Source organism: Streptomyces sp. XY431 (assembly GCF_001279805.1).
In the GTDB taxonomy this organism is placed as follows: domain Bacteria; phylum Actinomycetota; class Actinomycetes; order Streptomycetales; family Streptomycetaceae; genus Kitasatospora; species Kitasatospora purpeofusca.
Map to the genome: position 1 here is coordinate 15,001 of NZ_LGDO01000004.1, position 17,235 is coordinate 32,235.

Annotated in this window: 15 protein-coding genes and 1 tRNA gene; 7 read left to right on the plus strand and 9 right to left on the minus strand. The window is 72.7% G+C overall.

The window, feature by feature from the left end; translation table 11 throughout:
• Positions 1–145 precede the first annotated feature (145 nt).
• Both ADK60_RS01415 and ADK60_RS01420 read right to left on the minus strand, forming a co-directional pair.
• Positions 146–958, minus strand: a complete 813-nt coding sequence (locus ADK60_RS01415) for an enoyl-CoA hydratase/isomerase family protein (protein WP_079007959.1) — start codon at positions 956–958, stop codon at positions 146–148.
• A 71-nt stretch (positions 959–1,029) separates the two neighbouring features.
• On the minus strand, positions 1,030–1,719 hold the full coding sequence (locus ADK60_RS01420) for a TetR/AcrR family transcriptional regulator (RefSeq protein ID WP_053642508.1): 690 nt from the start codon (positions 1,717–1,719) through the stop codon (positions 1,030–1,032).
• Positions 1,720–1,990: 271 nt separating this feature from the next.
• Between ADK60_RS01420 and ADK60_RS01425 the strand changes: the two genes are divergently transcribed.
• Positions 1,991–3,457, plus strand: coding sequence for an MFS transporter (locus ADK60_RS01425; RefSeq protein WP_199839566.1), 1,467 nt, complete (start codon positions 1,991–1,993; stop codon positions 3,455–3,457).
• Between the two features lie 102 nt (positions 3,458–3,559).
• On the opposite strand, the gene ADK60_RS01430 is transcribed toward ADK60_RS01425, so the two are convergent.
• Positions 3,560–4,120: a GNAT family N-acetyltransferase gene (locus ADK60_RS01430; protein WP_053642510.1), complete on the minus strand. Its 561-nt coding sequence runs from the start codon at positions 4,118–4,120 to the stop codon at positions 3,560–3,562.
• 77 nt (positions 4,121–4,197) lie between these two features.
• Between ADK60_RS01430 and ADK60_RS01435 the strand changes: the two genes are divergently transcribed.
• On the plus strand, positions 4,198–4,812 hold the full coding sequence (locus tag ADK60_RS01435) for a TetR/AcrR family transcriptional regulator (protein ID WP_199839565.1): 615 nt from the start codon (positions 4,198–4,200) through the stop codon (positions 4,810–4,812).
• A 263-nt stretch (positions 4,813–5,075) separates the two neighbouring features.
• Here ADK60_RS01435 and ADK60_RS01440 read toward each other — a convergent pair.
• Positions 5,076–5,151: transfer RNA gene (locus ADK60_RS01440), tRNA-Arg, on the minus strand.
• A gap of 639 nt (positions 5,152–5,790) precedes the next feature.
• Here ADK60_RS01440 and ADK60_RS44390 point away from each other — a divergent pair.
• The 5 genes from ADK60_RS44390 (at position 5,791) to ADK60_RS01465 (ending at position 11,469) form a co-directional block, all read left to right on the plus strand.
• On the plus strand, positions 5,791–6,312 hold the full coding sequence (locus tag ADK60_RS44390) for a single-stranded DNA-binding protein (RefSeq protein WP_159400255.1): 522 nt from the start codon (positions 5,791–5,793) through the stop codon (positions 6,310–6,312).
• A gap of 360 nt (positions 6,313–6,672) precedes the next feature.
• Positions 6,673–8,169 (plus strand): Cys-Gln thioester bond-forming surface protein, encoded by a 1,497-nt coding sequence (locus tag ADK60_RS01450; RefSeq protein WP_053642517.1) that lies wholly within the window; start codon positions 6,673–6,675, stop codon positions 8,167–8,169.
• 275 nt (positions 8,170–8,444) lie between these two features.
• Positions 8,445–10,109, plus strand: coding sequence for an energy-dependent translational throttle protein EttA (gene ettA, locus ADK60_RS01455; RefSeq protein ID WP_078896371.1), 1,665 nt, complete (start codon positions 8,445–8,447; stop codon positions 10,107–10,109).
• Positions 10,110–10,222: 113 nt separating this feature from the next.
• Positions 10,223–10,663 (plus strand): acyl-CoA thioesterase, encoded by a 441-nt coding sequence (locus tag ADK60_RS01460; protein ID WP_045939253.1) that lies wholly within the window; start codon positions 10,223–10,225, stop codon positions 10,661–10,663.
• Positions 10,664–10,770: 107 nt separating this feature from the next.
• Entirely contained in the window at positions 10,771–11,469 is a 699-nt protein-coding gene (locus ADK60_RS01465) for a DUF8010 domain-containing protein (protein ID WP_053642519.1), read from the plus strand.
• 60 nt (positions 11,470–11,529) lie between these two features.
• On the opposite strand, the gene ADK60_RS01470 is transcribed toward ADK60_RS01465, so the two are convergent.
• From ADK60_RS01470 to ADK60_RS01490, 5 genes are all read right to left on the minus strand, one after another.
• Positions 11,530–11,934 carry a globin gene (locus ADK60_RS01470; RefSeq protein WP_045939271.1) on the minus strand — a complete coding sequence of 135 codons (405 nt, stop codon included), beginning with the start codon at positions 11,932–11,934 and terminating at the stop codon, positions 11,530–11,532.
• A gap of 103 nt (positions 11,935–12,037) precedes the next feature.
• Positions 12,038–13,180, minus strand: coding sequence for an ABC transporter permease (locus ADK60_RS01475; RefSeq protein WP_078896370.1), 1,143 nt, complete (start codon positions 13,178–13,180; stop codon positions 12,038–12,040).
• On the minus strand, positions 13,177–14,094 hold the full coding sequence (locus ADK60_RS01480; protein WP_045939251.1) for an ABC transporter ATP-binding protein: 918 nt from the start codon (positions 14,092–14,094) through the stop codon (positions 13,177–13,179). Before ADK60_RS01480 ends, ADK60_RS01475 begins: the two co-directional genes overlap by 4 nt.
• 157 nt (positions 14,095–14,251) lie before the next feature.
• Positions 14,252–15,496 (minus strand): FHA domain-containing protein, encoded by a 1,245-nt coding sequence (locus ADK60_RS47385; protein ID WP_053642521.1) that lies wholly within the window; start codon positions 15,494–15,496, stop codon positions 14,252–14,254.
• A 73-nt stretch (positions 15,497–15,569) separates the two neighbouring features.
• Complete coding sequence (locus ADK60_RS01490; protein ID WP_053642523.1) at positions 15,570–16,925, minus strand: VWA domain-containing protein; 1,356 nt, start codon at positions 16,923–16,925, stop codon at positions 15,570–15,572.
• Positions 16,926–17,235: the final 310 nt, after the last annotated feature.

Consider the following 17,235-nt stretch of genomic DNA (forward strand, 5'->3'; position numbering starts at 1 on the left):
CCAGGCGGGTGCGGGGTGCGGCTGCGGATCGGTCGCATGATCGTATCCGTCGGACCGGCTCCGCTTCGGCCCGTTCCGCCCCGGAGCCCGTCCGGGCGGTCGGATCCGGGGCGGACGGTCGGTCGGATCCGGGGCGGACGGTCGGTCAGAACCGGGGCGGACGGCGTTCGAGGAAGGCGGCGAGGCCCTCGCGGACGTCCGGGGCCTCGCGGGAGCGGCGCTCCCAGGGTGCGAGGGCCTCGGCCGCCCGCTCCGGCGGCACCGCCAGCGCGGCCTTCACCGCGCCGATGGTCTGCGGCGAGCGGGTGGTCAGCATCCGGGCGAACGCCAGTGCCACGCCGTCCAGTTCGGCGGCCGGCAGGACGCGTTCGGCCAGCCCGAGGGCGGCCGCCTCCGGCGCGGACAGCAACTCGCCCGAGAACAGCAGGTACTTGGCGCGGGCCGGTCCCACCAGCCGAGCCAGCCGCAGGGTGGGCACCGCCGGATAGACCACGCCCAGCTTGGCCGGGGTGATGCCGAGCCGGGCGTCCTCGGCGACGAAGCGCAGGTCGCAGGCGACCGCCAGCTGGCAGCCGCCGCCGACGCAGGCGCCGTGCACCACGGCGAGGGTCGGGTGCGGGAACGCCGCCAGCGCCTCCTCGGCGGCGACATTGACCGCGTGATAGGCGTCGGCGCGGTCCGGATCGCCGTAGACCCCGGCCAGCTCGTCGATGTCGGCGCCGGCGCTGAAGGTGCCGCCCGCGCCGGTGACCAGCAGCGCGCGCACGCCCGGCTCCTCGGCCAGCCGCTTCAGCACCTCCGGCAGGGCCTGCCAGATCGCCAGCGTGACGGCGTTGCGCCGGTGCGGGCGGTCGAACTCCAGCACCGCGACGCCGTCCTCGCCGACGTGGGCGTTGAGGCCCTCGGTCTCGGTGGGCAGCGGGGCGCGGTCGCGCGTCAGCAGCGGCCGGGTGGCCATGGGCACCTCCGGGAGGGTGTGGGTGCGGCCACTCTCCCAGAGTCCGGTCCTCCCGATTCCGGCGGCGCCGCTCAGGACCGGGTGGCGCCGTAGTCGCCGAGCCCCTGCCCGGCCAGGGCGAAGGCCCGGTCGGCGTCGGCCAGGGCCTCGGGCAGGACGTCCGCCGCCCGGTCGCCGGCCATCATCCGGCGCTGGTTCTCCTCCGTCAGGGTCAGCTGGGCGCCGAGCAGCTGGGCGGCGGCGACCCGGGCGGTCAGCGGGTCGTGCTCCGGGTCCCGGGCGAGCAGTTCGGCGGTGAGTGCCGCCCGGGCGCCCGCGTCGAAGCCGGCGTACGCCCGCAGTGCCAGCACCGGGGTGCGGTGGATCAGCCGGACCACGTCGATCACCTGCTGCTGGTCGCTCAGGCCGGTCGCCGGGTCGAACGCGGCGAGCGCGGCGACGTAGTGGGCGTGCAGCGCGGTGACCGCCGGGACGTCCGGGGCCGCCTCGCGCACCACCCGGGCGGGCTCGCCGATGTGCTGCTCCATCGGCCCGAGGACGAGGTCCTCCTTGGTCGCGAAGTAGTTGAAGACGGTCATCTTGGACACCTCGGCGGCGGCGGCGATCTCGGCCACCGAGACCTCGTCGAAGCCGCGTTCGGCGAACAGGGCGATGGCTGTCTGCCAGATCCGGATCGCGGTCTGCCGCTTCTTGCGCTCCCGCAGGCCCATCCCGGCGCTGTCGGTCCCGCCCCCGTCGGCCCCGATTGCGATTCTCGTCATGGAGTTACTGTACCAGGATCAAAGATGTACCGAGCTGAAGAATTGACCGAGTCAAAAAAGACTGTCATGGTGGTGCCGCGCCGCCGGGCCGAACCGGTGCGGCGCGGGGCGTCCCGACGCCCGGACTCCGCGATCCCAGGGGGGACTTCCGATGGCCGTGACGACACCGCCGACCGTTCCGGCGCCGACCGCGCCGACCGCCCCGGCGCCGACCGCGCCGACCGCCCCGGCGCCGACCGTGCCCGCGCCGACCGCACCCGCGGCGGCGCTGATGACCGAGTCGCAGCGCAAGCTGGGCATGGTGCTCTGCCTGGTCACGATCGTGCTGGCGGTGCTCGACATGAACATCGTGTCGGCGGCCACCGTGCCGATCGTCCGCGACCTCGACCCGGTCCACGGCGTCGACCGACTGCCCTGGCTGGTCAGCGCGTTCGCCCTGGCCGCCACCGCGCTGCTGCCGCTCTACGGCAAGCTCTGCGACCTCTACGGGGCGAAGCGGGTACTGATCGGCGCCGTCGGCACTTTCCTGCTCGGCTCGGCGCTCTGCGGGGCGGCCGGCTCGATGGAGCAGCTGATCGCCTTCCGGGCGGTCCAGGGCATCGGCGGGGGCGGGCTGATGAGCGTGACCATGGTGGTGATGGCCCAGCTGAAGGACCCGGAGGAGGACGGCAGCGGCGGGGGCGGCGCGGGCGGGATCGTCGCCGGCGGCGGCATGGCCGTCGGCCCGCTGATCGGCGGGCTGCTCGCGGACCACCTGAACTGGCGCTGGATCTTCTACGTCAACCTGCCGATCGGCCTGGCCGTCCTGGCCGGGGCCGTGCTGGTGCTGCGGCTGCCCGCCGGGACCGGCCGGCGCGGGCTGGACTTCCTCGGCGCGACCCTGGCCGCGGCCTTCGCCACCGGCCTGCTGCTGATCACCGAGTGGGGCGGCCGGACCTACGGCTGGATCTCCCCGCAACTGCTCGGCCTGGCCGCGGCCACCGTGCTGGTGTTCGTGCTCTTCCTCCGCCGTCAGGCCACCGCCCCCGAACCGGTGCTGCCGCTCTCGCTGTTCCGGATCCCGGAGATCCGGATCGGCTTCGCGCTGCAGGGCCTGGTCGGCATGGGGATGATGGGCGCGATCATGTACGTGATGCTCTACCTCCAGGTCGCCCGGGGTGTCGCCGCGACCTCGGCCAGCCTCTACCTGATCCCGATGGCGGTCGGGATGACCGTGGTCGGCCTGGTGATCAACCGGCTGACGGCCCGGGGGGTGTCGGTCCGCGCGGTGCTGGTGACGGGCGCCGTCTGCTCCGCCACCGCGCTGCTGCTGCTCGGGCTGAGCGGGACGGGGACGTCGCTGTGGCTGGTCCGGGCCGAGCTGCTGCTGCTCGGCGTGGGGCTGGGCCAGCTGATCGGGCACCTGATCACCGTGGTCCAGGCCGCCGCCCCGGCGCACCAGCTGGGGGTGGCCACCACCGGCGTCCGGTTCTTCCAGACCCTCGGCAGCGCGCTGGGCGCGGCGGTCTTCGGCACCGTGCTGGCCCGGGAGTTCGCCGCGGCCGAGCCCGGGCTGCCGCTGGGCGCGATCGGCCGGCTGACCGGCGCGGCCCGGGAGCACGCGGTGGCGGGCTTCGTGGACGCGGTGGACACCGTCTTCCTGTCGGCGGCCGGCGTGATGGTGCTGGCCCTGCTGGTGGCGCTGCGGCTGCGGCCGAGGGCGGAGCGCGGGGAGCGGGAACGGGCCCGGGCCGTCTGAGGGCGGATGCGGCGCGGGGCCCGGTGGAGTCGTCCACCGGGCCCCGCCGTCGTGGTCCGGGCTCGGCCGGTGGGGACCTTGCTCGGCCGGTGAGGTCCGGGCTCAGCCGGTGGGGGCGCCCTGGGGCTTCCACTCGTGGGTGAGCAGGGACCAGACCTCGCCGTCCTGGTGGCGGCCGTCGTGCAGGTAGCTCTCGCGCAGCACGCCCTCCAGGGTGAAGCCCATCCGCTGGGCGACCGCCCGGCTGCGGAGGTTGTCCGGCTTGTTGTGCCACTCGATCCGGTGCATGCCGCGGACGGTGAAGGCGTAGTCGATCAGGTGCCGGACGGCGGTGCTGACCAGGCCCCGGCCCTGGCCGGCGGGCTCGGTCCAGACTCCGATCTCGCAGGTGCCGCCCTTGGGGTCGAACTGGACGAACATCACACCGCCGACCAGCGTGCCGTCCAGCCAGATGCCGTACAGCCGGGCGGTGTCGGCGGCCTGCCGGTCGGCGTAGCGCTGGAGGACGGCGCGGGCCGAGTCCAGGTCGGTGGCGAGGCCGGCCCAGTTGATCCAGGCATCGATGTGGGCGCGGCCACGCTCGATGTGCTCCAGGTACTCGGGTGCCTGCCAGGGCTCCAGCGGGCGGAGCTCGGCGTTCTCGGAGAGGGGGACGGCGAACATGGGCGTGCCTTTCGCAACGAGGGTCGGTCGGATCGGTGCGTCATGCGTAACAAACGTTTGGTACGTAAGATAACCCCATGACGCCCGCCCGTGGAGATCACGAAGCCCGCCGGACCGAAGTCTCGGAGGCGGTGTGGCGGGTGTTGTCCACCCGGGGTTTCGAGGCGCTGACGCTGCGTGCGGTGGCCGCCGAGATGGGGGCCACCACCGGACTGCTGACGCACTACTTCCCCAGCAAGAAGGCGCTGGTGGCGCATGCGCTGGAGCTGCTGGACCGGCGCTCGCTGGAGCGGCCGCGGCGGTTGGTGCCGGCGGACGGGGGGCCGCCGCCGCCGGCGGGGCTGGCCCGGCTGCGGGCGGCGCTGCTGGACATCCTGCCGTTGGACGGGCCGGGTCGGGCGGGCAACCGGATCTGGGTCGGTTCCTGGGACGTGGCGTTGGCGGATCCGGAGCTGGCGGAGGCGCACGCGGCGCGGTACGCGCGTTCGCGGCGGGTGCTGGCGGAGTGTGTGGCGGACGCGCAGCGGTTGGGGGAGCTGCCGGCCGGGCCCGCGCCGGAGGGGCTCGCGGCGGGTGCGCAGAGCTTCGTGCTGGGGCTGGTGGTGCAGGCATTGTTCGCTCCGGGGGAGTTCCCCGCGGAGCGGCAGGTGGAACTGCTGGACGCCTATCTGGCGGGACTGGCCGCGGTCTGACGGCGGTCTGACGGCGGGCCGCCGGGGGCGGGTGTTCGGTGCCGGTGTCGCCGGGTGTTCGGTGTGGGTGCCGCCGGCTGTTCGGTGCCGGTGTTTACGGCAACGGAATTCCCCGGCGGGGACTTTTCGGAGAGTGCATGACACGCATGGTCACGGGTTATGCGCGCTGGGTGTCGAAGGCGGTCGGCCGCTCGGCGGGGCGTCCGCAATTGACCGGTACGGGTAATACGCGAACTGCCCGGCGGGCGGTGTCGCGAGGTGTGTGGCGCCCCCAGCAGGATTCGAACCTGCGACCTACCGCTTAGAAGGCGGGTGCTCTATCCGCTGAGCTATGGGGGCGGGACGGGCGGCGCCCGGGAGGGCGTGACCGTTGCCGGGATCGGGCGGTGGGCGCGCGGCGCCCGCTGTCCGTCCCCGTACCTGAGGATGGGGTGTGGGGGGTGGCGGGTCCCTGCCCTGTCAGGGGACAGGATAAGGGTGCCCCGTTCCTCGGCCGGGTGTTACGACACCGCCGTTGGTGTGTCGGCCTCGGTGGAGCGGTCCGATAATCGCAGGTGAACGCCGTGCGTGCAGCGGTCTGGCGGTCTTCGGCGCCGGACGTTGTGCACTCGTTACGGGGCTGTCTGCCCACCCGTTATGGATTCGGCACGGAGAAAGCGCCGTGGCCGGGGGCGGCATCGGCGCGGGTGGGGGGCCGTATTCGGGTTCCTTCGGTCGGATGACGTGCGCGGACGGTCGGCACGGCCACCCCTGGGGGTGTCCGGGGCCGTGTGTGGCCCCCGGTTTGTTGTCATGGCCGCGCAGATCAAGGGTGCGGCGGTCGTACAAAGGCTGAAATTCACCCCTGTGGGCGACAGTGGTTTTCCACAGGCCCGATTTGTCCACAGGATTTCCGAACTCTGCTGCGCGGATTTCCCGAGAAGCGCACTCTCCGGGTGTGCCGGTCGATTCCGTACGGTGCAACAAGGAGAACGGAGTGTGGCTGTGAACGGTACCCAGGTGACGGTGATCGGGAATGTCGCCACGGAGGTGACGTACGCCCTGACGCCCGGTGGGGTGCCGGTGGCGAACTTCCGGCTGGCCTCCACCGAGCGGCGGTTCGACCGGGCGCGGGAGGTCTGGGTCGACGGCGAGACGCAGTGGCTGACGGTCACGGCGTGGCGGTCGTTGGCGGGTCATCTGATCGACTCGCTGGCGAAGGGCGACCCGGTGGTGGTGAGCGGTCGGCTGAGGGTCAGGGAGTGGGCCGAGGGGGAGGTGAAGCGCAGTCGGGTCGAGATCGACGCCCGGTCGGTCGGGCACGATCTGAGTCGCGGTACGTCCAGGTTCAGCTGGGCGGCGGGGGGTCGGGGCGGGGTGCCGGAGGAGGCGGGCGGCGGCGCCGGGGTGGCCTTCGGCGAGGCGGTGCCCGGGTGGATCGTGGACGCCCTGAGGGGGCGGCGGGCGGCGGCGGGCGGCGACGGGCCGGCGGCCGAGGGGGAAAGCGGGGGTGACACCTAGCGGCCCGCCGGGTGTCCGACGGGTCGTCCGACTGTCGACAAATACGTGAATCGAGACGGTCGTTGCGCCCGTACGCGCAATCCTGTTCCGGTTAGCGGAATGATCCGGTAATTCTGGCTACCCGTCAGCTTGTGTGGATAGTGGGAGGGTTGATAACGATCCAGATACGGAATCGTCCTAATTTCGCATGGGGGTTTCCGGACCTCCGGGGCTCCATAGGATTCGTCTGGTTCACATCGTGAAGCGGCGCCACAGGGGGCGCGGCAAGCAAGGCGGGCTGCCCACCGGCATGGCCCGGCCCGAAGGGATCCCAAGATGTTCCAGAGGCAGGGGCGGGCGCTTCCCCGCATAACCACTGTCATGCTCGCGACCAGCACTGCGCTGGCCGGGGGCCTGTTCGCGGCCGGTGCGGCGGCTGCGGCCGACGAGCCGGGCGGCGGCGTCACGGCGGTGGTCCAGCCGACCCTGATGAGCGAGGAGATCGCCATCGAGGGGAGCCACTCGATCCAGGGCGGGCTGTTCACCCTCAAGACGGCCGACGGCGAGATCAAGACGTACTGCATCGACATCGACCACCCGGTCGACATCACCAAGGCCATCGAGTACCGCGAGTCCGACTGGAAGTCGAGCTCGCTCGGCCGCCCGGAGAAGGCCCAGGACGCCTCCAAGATCCGCTGGATCCTGGAGAACTCCTACCCGCAGGTGACGGACCTCAAGAAGCTGGCCACCGACGCCGGCGTCAAGGGCGAGCTCACCAAGGAGGACGCCGCCGCCGGCACCCAGGCCGCGATCTGGAAGTTCTCCGACGGCAAGAACGCCGTCCCGGTGGACGCCGAGGCCAAGCAGCTCCGCGACTACCTGGTCAGCGAGAAGAACAAGGGCATCGCCGCCGAGCCCAAGCCCTCGCTGAGCCTCACCCCGGACTCGGTGTCGGGCAAGCCGGGCACCAAGCTCGGCCCGTTCACCCTCAACTCCAGCGCCAACGAGGTGAAGCTGGCGCTCGCCGGCGACGCCGCCGACAAGGTCAAGCTGGTCGACAAGGACAACAAGCCGGTCTCCGACCTGGCCGGTCCGATCGCCAAGGACACCCAGCTGTGGCTGGACGTCCCGGCCGGCACCCCGGACGGCACCGCGAGCATCAACGCCAACGCGGAGACGGTCGTGCCCAGCGGCCGCGTCTTCCTCAGCAAGGGCTACACCCCGGAGAAGCACAGCCAGACCATGATCCTGGCGGGCTCCACCAAGCTCGCCGTCAAGGACGCCGCCAAGGCGACCTGGAAGGCCGCCAAGGGCCCGCTGGTCGACAGCAGCGCCGTGGTCGAGTGCGTGTCCAACGGCGTCAAGGTCTCCGTCGCCAACGGCGGCGACGAGGCCGCCACCGTCTCGGTGAAGCCGGGCAAGGACATCACCGTCCAGCCGGGCAAGATCGAGACCGTGATCGTCCCGGTCGCCGAGGACACGGCCTACGACATCACCGTCACCGGCCCGAACGGCTTCAGCAAGAACTTCAAGGGCATCCTGGACTGCAAGAACACCAGTGTGACCACGCCGACCCCGACCCCGACCCCGTCGGCCACCACCCCGAGCACCAAGCCGTCGACCCCGGCGCCGACCACCGCGGCCCCGACCACCGCGGCTCCGGTCGTCACCCCGAGCGCGACCCCGTCCGCCTCGGCCACCACCACGGCCGCCCACCCGGCGCCGACCAGCACCGCCCCCGGCACCACCGGCGGTCTGGCCCAGACCGGTGGTAGCGACGCCACCCCGGTCATCGCCGCCGTCGCCGGTGGCCTGGTCGTGGCCGGCGGTGCCGCGGTCTTCCTGCTGCGCCGTCGCCGCCAGGGCAACGCCGCCTGAGGCACCGGCCCGAGGCACCGGCCCGAGGCGCCTGCTTGAGGCCGGTCCGGTAGGACCCGGGCAGTGACCCGGGAGTACCGGGCGCCGAACCGCCCGTAACGGCCCGGCTCCCCGCACCACGTGTGCGGGGAGCCGGGCCGTTGTGCGTCCGGAGGACACCGCGGCGGGGCGGGCGGGTGCCGAGCGGGGAGCAGCCGTTCGGGGCTCCCGTTCCGGTGCGGCACAATGGAAGGCTGCAAGCCGAATATCTCCCGACGACGCCGGAGCGATCTCACGTGGCGGAATACATCTACACGATGCGCAAGGTGCGCAAGGCGCACGGCGACAAGGTCATCCTTGACGACGTGACGCTCAGCTTCCTCCCCGGGGCGAAGATCGGCGTCGTGGGCCCCAACGGTGCCGGTAAGTCCACCGTGCTGAAGATGATGGCCGGCCTGGAGCACCCCTCCAACGGCGACGCCTTCCTCTCGCCCGGTTTCACCGTCGGCATGCTGCTCCAGGAGCCGCCGCTCGACGAGTCCAAGACCGTCCTGGAGAACGTCGAGGACGGCGTCAAGGAGATCAAGGGGAAGCTCAACCGCTTCAACGAGATCGCCGAGCTGATGGCGACCGACTACTCGGACGCCCTGCTGGACGAGATGGGCAAGCTCCAGGAGGACCTCGACCACGCCGAGGCCTGGGACCTGGACGCCCAGCTGGAGCAGGCCATGGACGCCCTGGGCTGCCCGCCCGGCGACTGGCCGGTCACCAAGCTCTCCGGTGGCGAGAAGCGCCGGGTCGCGCTCTGCAAGCTGCTGCTGGAGGCCCCCGACCTGCTGCTGCTCGACGAGCCCACCAACCACCTGGACGCCGAGTCGGTGAACTGGCTGGAGCAGCACCTGGAGAAGTACAAGGGCACCGTCGTCGCCGTCACCCACGACCGGTACTTCCTGGACAACGTCGCCGAGTGGATCCTCGAGCTCGACCGCGGCCGCGCCTACCCGTACGAGGGCAACTACTCCACGTACCTGGAGACCAAGCAGTCCCGGCTCAAGGTCGAGGGCCAGAAGGACGCCAAGCGCGCCAAGCGGCTCAAGGAAGAGCTGGAGTGGGTCCGCTCCAACGCCAAGGGCCGCCAGGCCAAGTCCAAAGCGCGTCTGGCCCGCTACGAGGAGATGGCGGCCGAGGCCGACAAGATGCGGAAGCTGGACTTCGAGGAGATCCAGATCCCGCCGGGCCCGCGTCTGGGCAGCGTCGTCATCGAGGTCGAGAACCTCAACAAGGCCTTCGGCGAGAAGGTCCTGATCGACGACCTCAGCTTCACCCTGCCGCGCAACGGCATCGTCGGCATCATCGGCCCGAACGGCGCCGGCAAGACCACCCTGTTCAAGATGCTCCTGGACCTGGAGACCCCGGACAGCGGCTCGGTCAAGGTCGGCGACACGGTCAAGATCAGCTACGTCGACCAGTCGCGTGCCAACATCGACGCGAAGAAGACCCTCTGGGAGGTCGTGTCCGACGGTCTGGACTGGATCAACGTCGGCCAGGTCGAGATGCCGTCCCGCGCCTACGTCTCGGCGTTCGGCTTCAAGGGCCCGGACCAGCAGAAGCCGGCCGGCGTGCTCTCCGGCGGTGAGCGCAACCGCCTGAACCTGGCGCTCACCCTGAAGCAGGGCGGCAACCTGCTGCTCCTCGACGAGCCCACCAACGACCTCGACGTCGAGACCCTCTCCTCGTTGGAGAACGCGCTGCTGGAGTTCCCCGGCTGCGCCGTGGTCATCTCCCACGACCGCTGGTTCCTGGACCGAGTGGCCACCCACATCCTCGCCTACGAGGGCGAGAGCAAGTGGTTCTGGTTCGAGGGCAACTTCGACTCGTACGAGAAGAACAAGGTCGAGCGGCTGGGCTCCGACGCGGCCCGTCCGCACCGGGCCACCTACAAGAAGCTGACCCGCGGCTGACAGTCAGCCATGACGACGGCCCGGCAGATCCGCCCCACCGGGGGCGGGCCTGCCGGGCCGCGGCCCGACCGGCACCCAACGCCGGCGGGCACCGGACGTCGAGGAGAACACCCGTGTCACGCCACATCTACGCCTGCCCGCTGCGCTGGTCCGACATGGACGCCTTCGGGCACGTCAACAACGTGGTCTTCCTGCGCTACCTGGAGGAGGCCCGGATCGACTTCATGTTCACCCAGGCCGCCGAGGCCGGCGCCGGCGAGTTCGCGGGCGGTTCGGTGGTGGCGCGCCACGAGATCGACTACAAGCGCCCGCTGGTGCACCGGCCCGAGCCGGTCACGATCGAGACCTGGGTGACCCGGATCGGCGTCGCCTCTCTGACGGTCTCCTACGAGATCAAGGACACCGCCGACGACGGCACCGAGACGGTCTACGTCCGGGCCTCGACCGTGGTCGTCCCCTACGACCTGGCCGAGGGCCGGCCGCGCCGGATAAGCCCGGTGGAGCGGGAGTTCCTGTCGCGGTTCGTGGACGAGGAGCCGGCCGTCGCGGTCTGACCGCACCCGGCCGACCAACAGCCGCCCGCACCCGGCCGACCAACAGCCGCCCGCACCCTCCGACCGACCGTTCCGCCCGCCCGATGCCCCGGATGTGAGCCGCCGCGTTGAACAGCACCGCCACCCTCGCCCTCGCCGACGCCGGGGAGGCCGCCGACCTGGCCGCCTTCCTGGTCCGACTGCTGCGCTTCGACCGGGCGGCGGCGGTCCGGTCGCAGGGCGTGCCGCAACCGGACGGCAGCGGTGTGCTGGCCGTCTTCGGGCGGCTGCCGCTGGGTGGTTCGGGCGTGCTGGCGGTGCGCACCGCCCGGCTGGCCGGGCTCGACGCACCGGTCGACCTGACCGTCTCGGCCGGGCAGCTGCTGGACGGCGTCGACACCGGGGCGAACACCCTCGCCCTGCCGGGACCGGTCACCGGCCCGGCCTGGGCCGGGCTGCTGCCGCCGCGCACCGGCTGGCGGCCGGTCGGCGAACCGCCCGCCGCCCAGGTGTACGGCGAAGTGATGGCCGCCGTACGGGAGTTCCGCGAGCGCAGCGAAGCCGTCCCGGCCCACCACCGGACCCGTCCGGTGCTCGACGCGCTGGCCGACGAGATCTGGTCCCGCCCGCTCACCGCACTGCCCGAACTGCCGCTGCGCGCCGCCCACGCGGCCCGGGTGATCGGCTTCCTGGACCCGGTGGCCCCGCTCACCGTGCACCGGGCGGGCGGCTGGCTGCGGCTCTCCGCCCCGGCGGGCTCGGTGGCCCTCCGCACTGCGGCGGCGCCCGGCGCCGGCCTGGGCCTCAGCCCGGTCCGCCCCTCCTAGGGGCTGGCTCCTGGATCCCTGCCGTAGTCGCCGCAGGCGGACGCGGGGCCAAGGCCCCCCTCAGCCCTCGGTGTTGATCATCGAGGCGGCGGCGTAGGTGAGGTAGTCCCAGAGCTGCTGCTCGGCCTCCGCCGGCAGGCCCAGCTCGTCCACGGCCACCCGCATGTGCTTCAGCCAGGCGTCGTGCGCCGCGCGGTCCACCTTGAACGGCACGTGCCGCATCCGCAGCCGGGGGTGGCCGCGCTGCTCGCTGTACGTGCGCGGGCCGCCCCAGTACTGCATGAGGAAGAGCGTGAACCGCTCCTCGGCCGGCCCGAGGTCCTCCTCGGGGTACATCGGCCGGAGCAACTCGTCCTCCGCGACGCCCTGGTAGAACCGGTGGACCAGCCGCCGGAAGGTCGGTTCGCCACCGACCTGCTCGAAGAAGGTCTCCTCGCTGGGCGCGCCACGCCGGATCTCGTTCACCCGACCATGGTCGCAGACGGCGGCGGGGCCGTACACCGGGACCTGGGGACCAGGACCCGAGGCGTACGACCCCGCGCGGGCCGGCCGGGGGAGGGGCGGGCGGTCAGTCCTCCCAGCGGAACAGCTTCCAGGAGATTCCGGTCAGCACGGCCGCGAACAGCAGCAGGCCGCCCATGGTCGGCAGCGCGTCCATCACGCCGCCGCCCCGGGAGAGCACCGACTGCGAGGCGGTGACCAGGTGGCGCAGCGGCAGCGCCTCGGAGATCACCTTGAGCCAGCCCGGCATGTCGTCGGTGGGGAAGAACGAGCCGGACAGGAACGACATCGGCAGCACGATGATCTGCGAGATGCCGTTCGCCGACTCCTCGGTCTTGGCGATCGAACCGGCCAGCAGGCCGATCGACATGAAGGCGATGGTCGCGCAGACCACCAGCGGGACGATCAGCCACCAGTCGCCGGTGAGCTTGAGCCCGAAGAACGGTGTGGTCGCGACCACCAGGAAGACGGTCGTCTGGGCCAGCGCGGTGAGGACGGAGACCGCGACCCGGGAGGAGATGACCGAACCGGCGCTCACCGGGGCGAGCCGCAGCCGGCGCAGCACCTTCTTCTGCCGCCAGCCGACCAGGGTCAGCGAGGCGCCGAACACCGCGCCGGTGGCCACCGCCCAGCCGAGCAGGCCGGGGGTGAGGAACTGGATCGGCTTGAGCGACCCGTCCTCGACCTGGCTGCTCTCCATGACGAAGGCCGGGGGCTTGCCGGTGGCGGCCTGGTTGGCCTGCTGGACCACGGAGTTGACGATGCCCTGGACGGAGCCGGAGCGGACCTGGTCGGCGGCGCTGTAGCGGACCACGACCTTGCCGTCCGGGCCCTCCTTGATCATGGCATCGAGGTCGCCCTTGCGGACCTTCTCCAGTGCGGCGGCCTCGTCGTCGCCCTTGGTGATGGTCAGGACCTGCTCCAGGCCGGTCCGGGCCTCACCCTGGACCGAGTCCAGCACCCGGACGGCGCCGACCTGTTCGACCTTGGCGTGCGGGCTGGAGGCGCCCTTGAGCAGGGTGCCGAACAGCATCAGGAACATCAGCGGGAACAGCAGCACGAAGAACAGCGCGCTGCGGTCGCGCAGGAAGGCGACGATCATCACCCGGGAGAGGCTGGCGAAGGCGGAGACCCGCTCGCGCTCGGCCGGGGGAGTGCCGCCCGGGGCGGGGGCCTGCGCGGGCGCGGCCGTGGTGGGCTCGGCGGTCATGCGCGGTACTCCCGTCCGGTGAGCTGGAGGAAGACGTCCTCCAGGGTGGCGCCGCGGACCTCCAGGCCCCGGAGGGCGCCCCGGTCGGCCAGCACGGAGAGCACCGGCGCGGGCAGCCGGGTGGAGAGCGAGAGCGAGACGCCGTCGTCCTCCAGCGAGGTGATCTCCGCCCCGGCGGCGGCGAGCAGCTCACGCGCGGTGTCGATGGGCAGTTGCCCGGACTCCACGCTGATCCGGACGGTGTCGTCGATCTCGCGGATGAGTGCGGCGGGTGCGCCGGTCCGCAGGATCCGGCCGTGGTCCATCACCGAGACGCGGTCGCAGAGCACCTCGGCCTCGTCCAGGTAGTGGGTGGTCAGGACGACGGTGCGGCCCTCGGCGTTGATGTCGCGCAGCAGGTCCCAGAGGTTGCGGCGGGCCTGCGGGTCGAGGCCGGTGGTGGGCTCGTCGAGGAAGACCAGCTCCGGTCCGTGGACCAGGGCGCAGGCGATCGAGAGCCGCTGGGCCTGGCCGCCGGACATCTTGTCGGTCATCACCCCGGCCGACTCGGTCAGGCCGACCCGCTCCAGCATCGCGTCCGCGCGCTTGGGGCCGACGCCGTAGAAGGAGCCGAAGGTGCGGATGGTCTCCCGGGCGGTGAGCCGGTTGAAGAAGGCGGAGCCCTGGAACTGGACGCCGATGCGCGACAGGAGCTTGGGGTTGCGCGGCCAGGGCGCCAGGCCCAGCAGCTCGATCCGGCCCTCGTCGGGCTTGCGGATCCCCTCCAGGATCTCCAGTGTGGTGGTCTTCCCGGCGCCGTTCGGGCCCAGGATTCCGTAGAATTCGCCGGTTTCGACGGTGAGTGACACTCCGTCGACGGCTTGTACGTCCCCGTACCGCTGACGGATACCGTCGGCGGATATTGCAGCAGTCATATCGACTGAGGGTAGGGCTGCGTGAGCACTGCGGGGAGATGTCGAAGCATCATTTGATGATCATTTTTACAAGGTGTCACTGAGCTGTGACCCCTGGGACGGCCGGTGCGGCCCGGGAGACCCGGGACCGCACCGGCCCGCCGCCGTCCGCACCCGCTCAGGCGCGGTGCAGGGTGATCGTGGTCCAGGCGCCGATGTGGACGCGGTCGCCGTCGCCCAGCGGGATCGCGGTGTGCGGGGAGATCGGCTCCGCGCCGCCGTTCACCGTGGTGCCGTTGGTGGAGTCCTGGTCGACCAGCACCCAGGTGCCGTCCGGCTGTTCGGCCAGCAGGGCGTGCTGGTGCGAGGCGCCCGGGTCCTCCGGCGCGACCGAGAGGTCGATCTCCGGCACGGTGCCGCGGTGCTGGCTGCGCCGGCCGATCCGCAGCTGGCCGCGCCCGGTCAGCGGGATCCGCCGCTCGGGGCAGTACGGCGGGAAGAACAGCCCGGCCGCCTCCGGACCGCTGCGGGCCATCATGTCGGTGAAGTACTGGCGGTCGGCCGCGATCACCGCGAACCAGGTGGTCCGCACCGGCTCGGCGGCCGGGGCCGGCGGCTGCTCGGCCTGCGGGGGCACCGGCGGGGCCAGGTGGAACGAGGTGCCGAACTCGTCGCCGCGCCGGGCCGGTCCGGGCTGGGCGTAGACCGGGCCGGAGTCCTCGCGCGGGACCGGCGGCCGCTGCGGCTCCGGGTGCGCGGGCGGCAGCCCGTACGGAGCCTCGGCCGGCGGGCCGAACGGCGCCTCGGCGGGAGGTCCGTACGGCGCCTCGACGGCCGGCGGACCGTACGGCGGCGCCTCGACCGGGCCGGGCGCCGCGCCCTGCTGCCCGTGGGCGGGCGGCGGGTAGCCGTAGCCGGCGGGCGCGCCGTGCTGCTGCGGCAGCGGCAGCGGCGGGGCCTCGGCGAGCTGCGGCGCGGCCGGGGCACCGCCGTACGCCGCCGGGATGTTCAGCGGGGCGGGCGCGGGCGGCGGTCCCGGGGCCGGGAACGGCGGCTGCTGGGCACGCTGCGGGGAGGACAGGTCGTAGTCGTACCCGCACTCCTCGCAGAACCGCCCGGTCTGCGGGCTGCGGCAGATCGGGCAGATCACCAGGCCCTCGGTGAGGTCGGGGAAGCCCTGCGGGGCCGGCGGCGGGGGCGGCGGCATCGAACCAGGCGCCGGCATCGCGCCGGGCGGCGGCGGGGGCATCGCGCCCGGGGGGAGCGTGGCACCGTACGGCGCGCCGTGCGCCCCGTGCGCCCCCGGGGCACCGGGGTGCGCGCCGGGCGGCGGCGGCAGCGGCTGCGGCGGTGTCATCGGGAATCCGCAGAAGTCGCACCAGTCCTCGGCCTGCGACTCGTGGCCCCTCGGGCAGATCGGCATCAGGTCCCCCCTCAATTCCAGCTCGGCCGGGGCTGGGCCCGGCCGGTTCGCGACCCGGTCGGCGCTTCGGCGGTCACTTCTTCACGCGGACGGTCTTGGTCGACCGGGTCTCGACGATCATCGAGTCGGCCTCGCTCACGTTCTTACGGAACCGAACGGTACCCTCCTTCGGGTCCACCACGTCCACCACCTTCTGCAGCAGCTTGTAGGTGCCGTCGTTCCCGGTCGCGTGGGCGATCCGGACGGCGGTGCCCAGCCTGGCGGTGGCGAGATGGACGTTCCCGGCGCGGTGCGCCTCCATGCCTTCCTGGACCGCCGCGGCCAGTTCCGCCTGCCCGGTGTAGTGGGCGACCTGCGGGCTGATCCGGGTGGAGGAGGCGAGGTCGTCGGTCCAGACCGCCTTGACCAGACCCTGGGACAGCACCTCGGGCGTCCCCCCGGCGGCCGAGGGCGGCAGGACCAGGCTGATCCGGGCGGCCAGCATCTCGTTGCCGACGGCCGCGGACGGGACCTCCACACAGACGTGGTAGTCGCGGCTCTCGTCGCCCCACGAGCCGGTCGGGTAGTCGCCGGCCCTCGGTCCGGCCTCGGCCCGGCGGCCGGTGAGGTCCTCCAGCGCGGGGGCGACCTGTTTGACGAACTTCACCACCGCGTTGGCGGGCGTCCAGATCCGCAGGGCGACATCGGCGACCTGCTTGCCCATCGCGCCGGCCATCATCGAGCGGAAGTCCTCGGCCAGGCCGGAGGGTTCGGGGACGATGTCGACGGTGCCGAGCAGCGCGGAGGCGATCTTGCGCAGCTCCTCGACCTTCCAGTCGGTGCCGACGCCCCGGCAGTCGGCGGTGAAGTGGCCGCTGACCCGCCCGATCGCGCGCTCCAGCTCGGCGGCGGTCTCGTGCTCGTTGTTGCCGTCGGTGAGCAGGATGGCGTGCCGGATCGGGATGTCCCGGCGGGTGAGGAAGAGCTGGTCGGCCTTGGTCAGCCAGCTGCCCATGGCGGTGCCGCCGGCCGCGGTGAGCCGGCGCAGCGACTCCCGGGCCCGGGCCCGGGTCTCCGGCGAGGCGATGGCGAGGGTGCCGTCGCCGGGGAAGATCTCGCGCGCCTCGTGGGTGCCGGCGACCACGGCGAACGCCACGCCGTCGCGGACGGTGTCGACGGCGGCGGCGGTGGCCTCGCGGGCGCCGCGCATCTTGCTCGACGGGTAGTCCATCGAGCCGGAGCAGTCCACCAGGATCACCACGGCGGCGGACTGCCCGTCGCCGCCCGCCGAGGCGTCGGTGATGCCGAGCGGGCGGCCGCCCGAGGTGCCGCCGCCGGTCGCGGTGACGGTGACGATGGCGTTCACCTCGCGGGCGCCGTCCGCGAGGTACTCGTTCTGGAAGATCTCCACATCGAACCTGGGCAGGTTCGGCTTCGCCAGTGTTGCCATGGGCCGGTGGCTCCCGTCGGATCGTCGGATGGTGCGCGGGTGGTGGCCGCGCCGGTGGGACGGGGCGCGGGTGGTCGCTCGGTGCTTGCGGCCCGGGCGGGTGGTTCGGGGCCCGGTGCCTGTGGTTCGGTGCGGGTCGCTCGGGCGGCCCGCCGTGGACTGCGCACCGGGGCCCGCGCCGAGGGGGCGCGGGCCCCGGCGGTGCGGGCGGGTCGGTGGGCGGGTCGGCGGACGGGTGGTCCGGTCCGTCGGGTCAGCGGGCCGGTGGCACCGGCGGCACGGGCGGGCGGGGCGGCACGGCGGGGGGGGG

Coding starts and splice junctions, on each gene's coding strand:
- ADK60_RS01415 (WP_079007959.1), bottom strand. CDS start 958: ATGGCCACCCGGCCGCTGCTGACGCGCGACCGCGCCCCGCTGCCCACC.
- ADK60_RS01420 (WP_053642508.1), bottom strand. CDS start 1,719: ATGACGAGAATCGCAATCGGGGCCGACGGGGGCGGGACCGACAGCGCC.
- ADK60_RS01425 (WP_199839566.1), top strand. CDS start 1,991: ATGACCGAGTCGCAGCGCAAGCTGGGCATGGTGCTCTGCCTGGTCACG.
- ADK60_RS01430 (WP_053642510.1), bottom strand. CDS start 4,120: ATGTTCGCCGTCCCCCTCTCCGAGAACGCCGAGCTCCGCCCGCTGGAG.
- ADK60_RS01435 (WP_199839565.1), top strand. CDS start 4,198: ATGACGCCCGCCCGTGGAGATCACGAAGCCCGCCGGACCGAAGTCTCG.
- ADK60_RS01450 (WP_053642517.1), top strand. CDS start 6,673: ATGCTCGCGACCAGCACTGCGCTGGCCGGGGGCCTGTTCGCGGCCGGT.
- ADK60_RS01475 (WP_078896370.1), bottom strand. CDS start 13,180: ATGACCGCCGAGCCCACCACGGCCGCGCCCGCGCAGGCCCCCGCCCCG.
- ADK60_RS01480 (WP_045939251.1), bottom strand. CDS start 14,094: ATGACTGCTGCAATATCCGCCGACGGTATCCGTCAGCGGTACGGGGAC.
- ADK60_RS47385 (WP_053642521.1), bottom strand. CDS start 15,496: ATGCCGATCTGCCCGAGGGGCCACGAGTCGCAGGCCGAGGACTGGTGC.
- ADK60_RS01490 (WP_053642523.1), bottom strand. CDS start 16,925: ATGGCAACACTGGCGAAGCCGAACCTGCCCAGGTTCGATGTGGAGATC.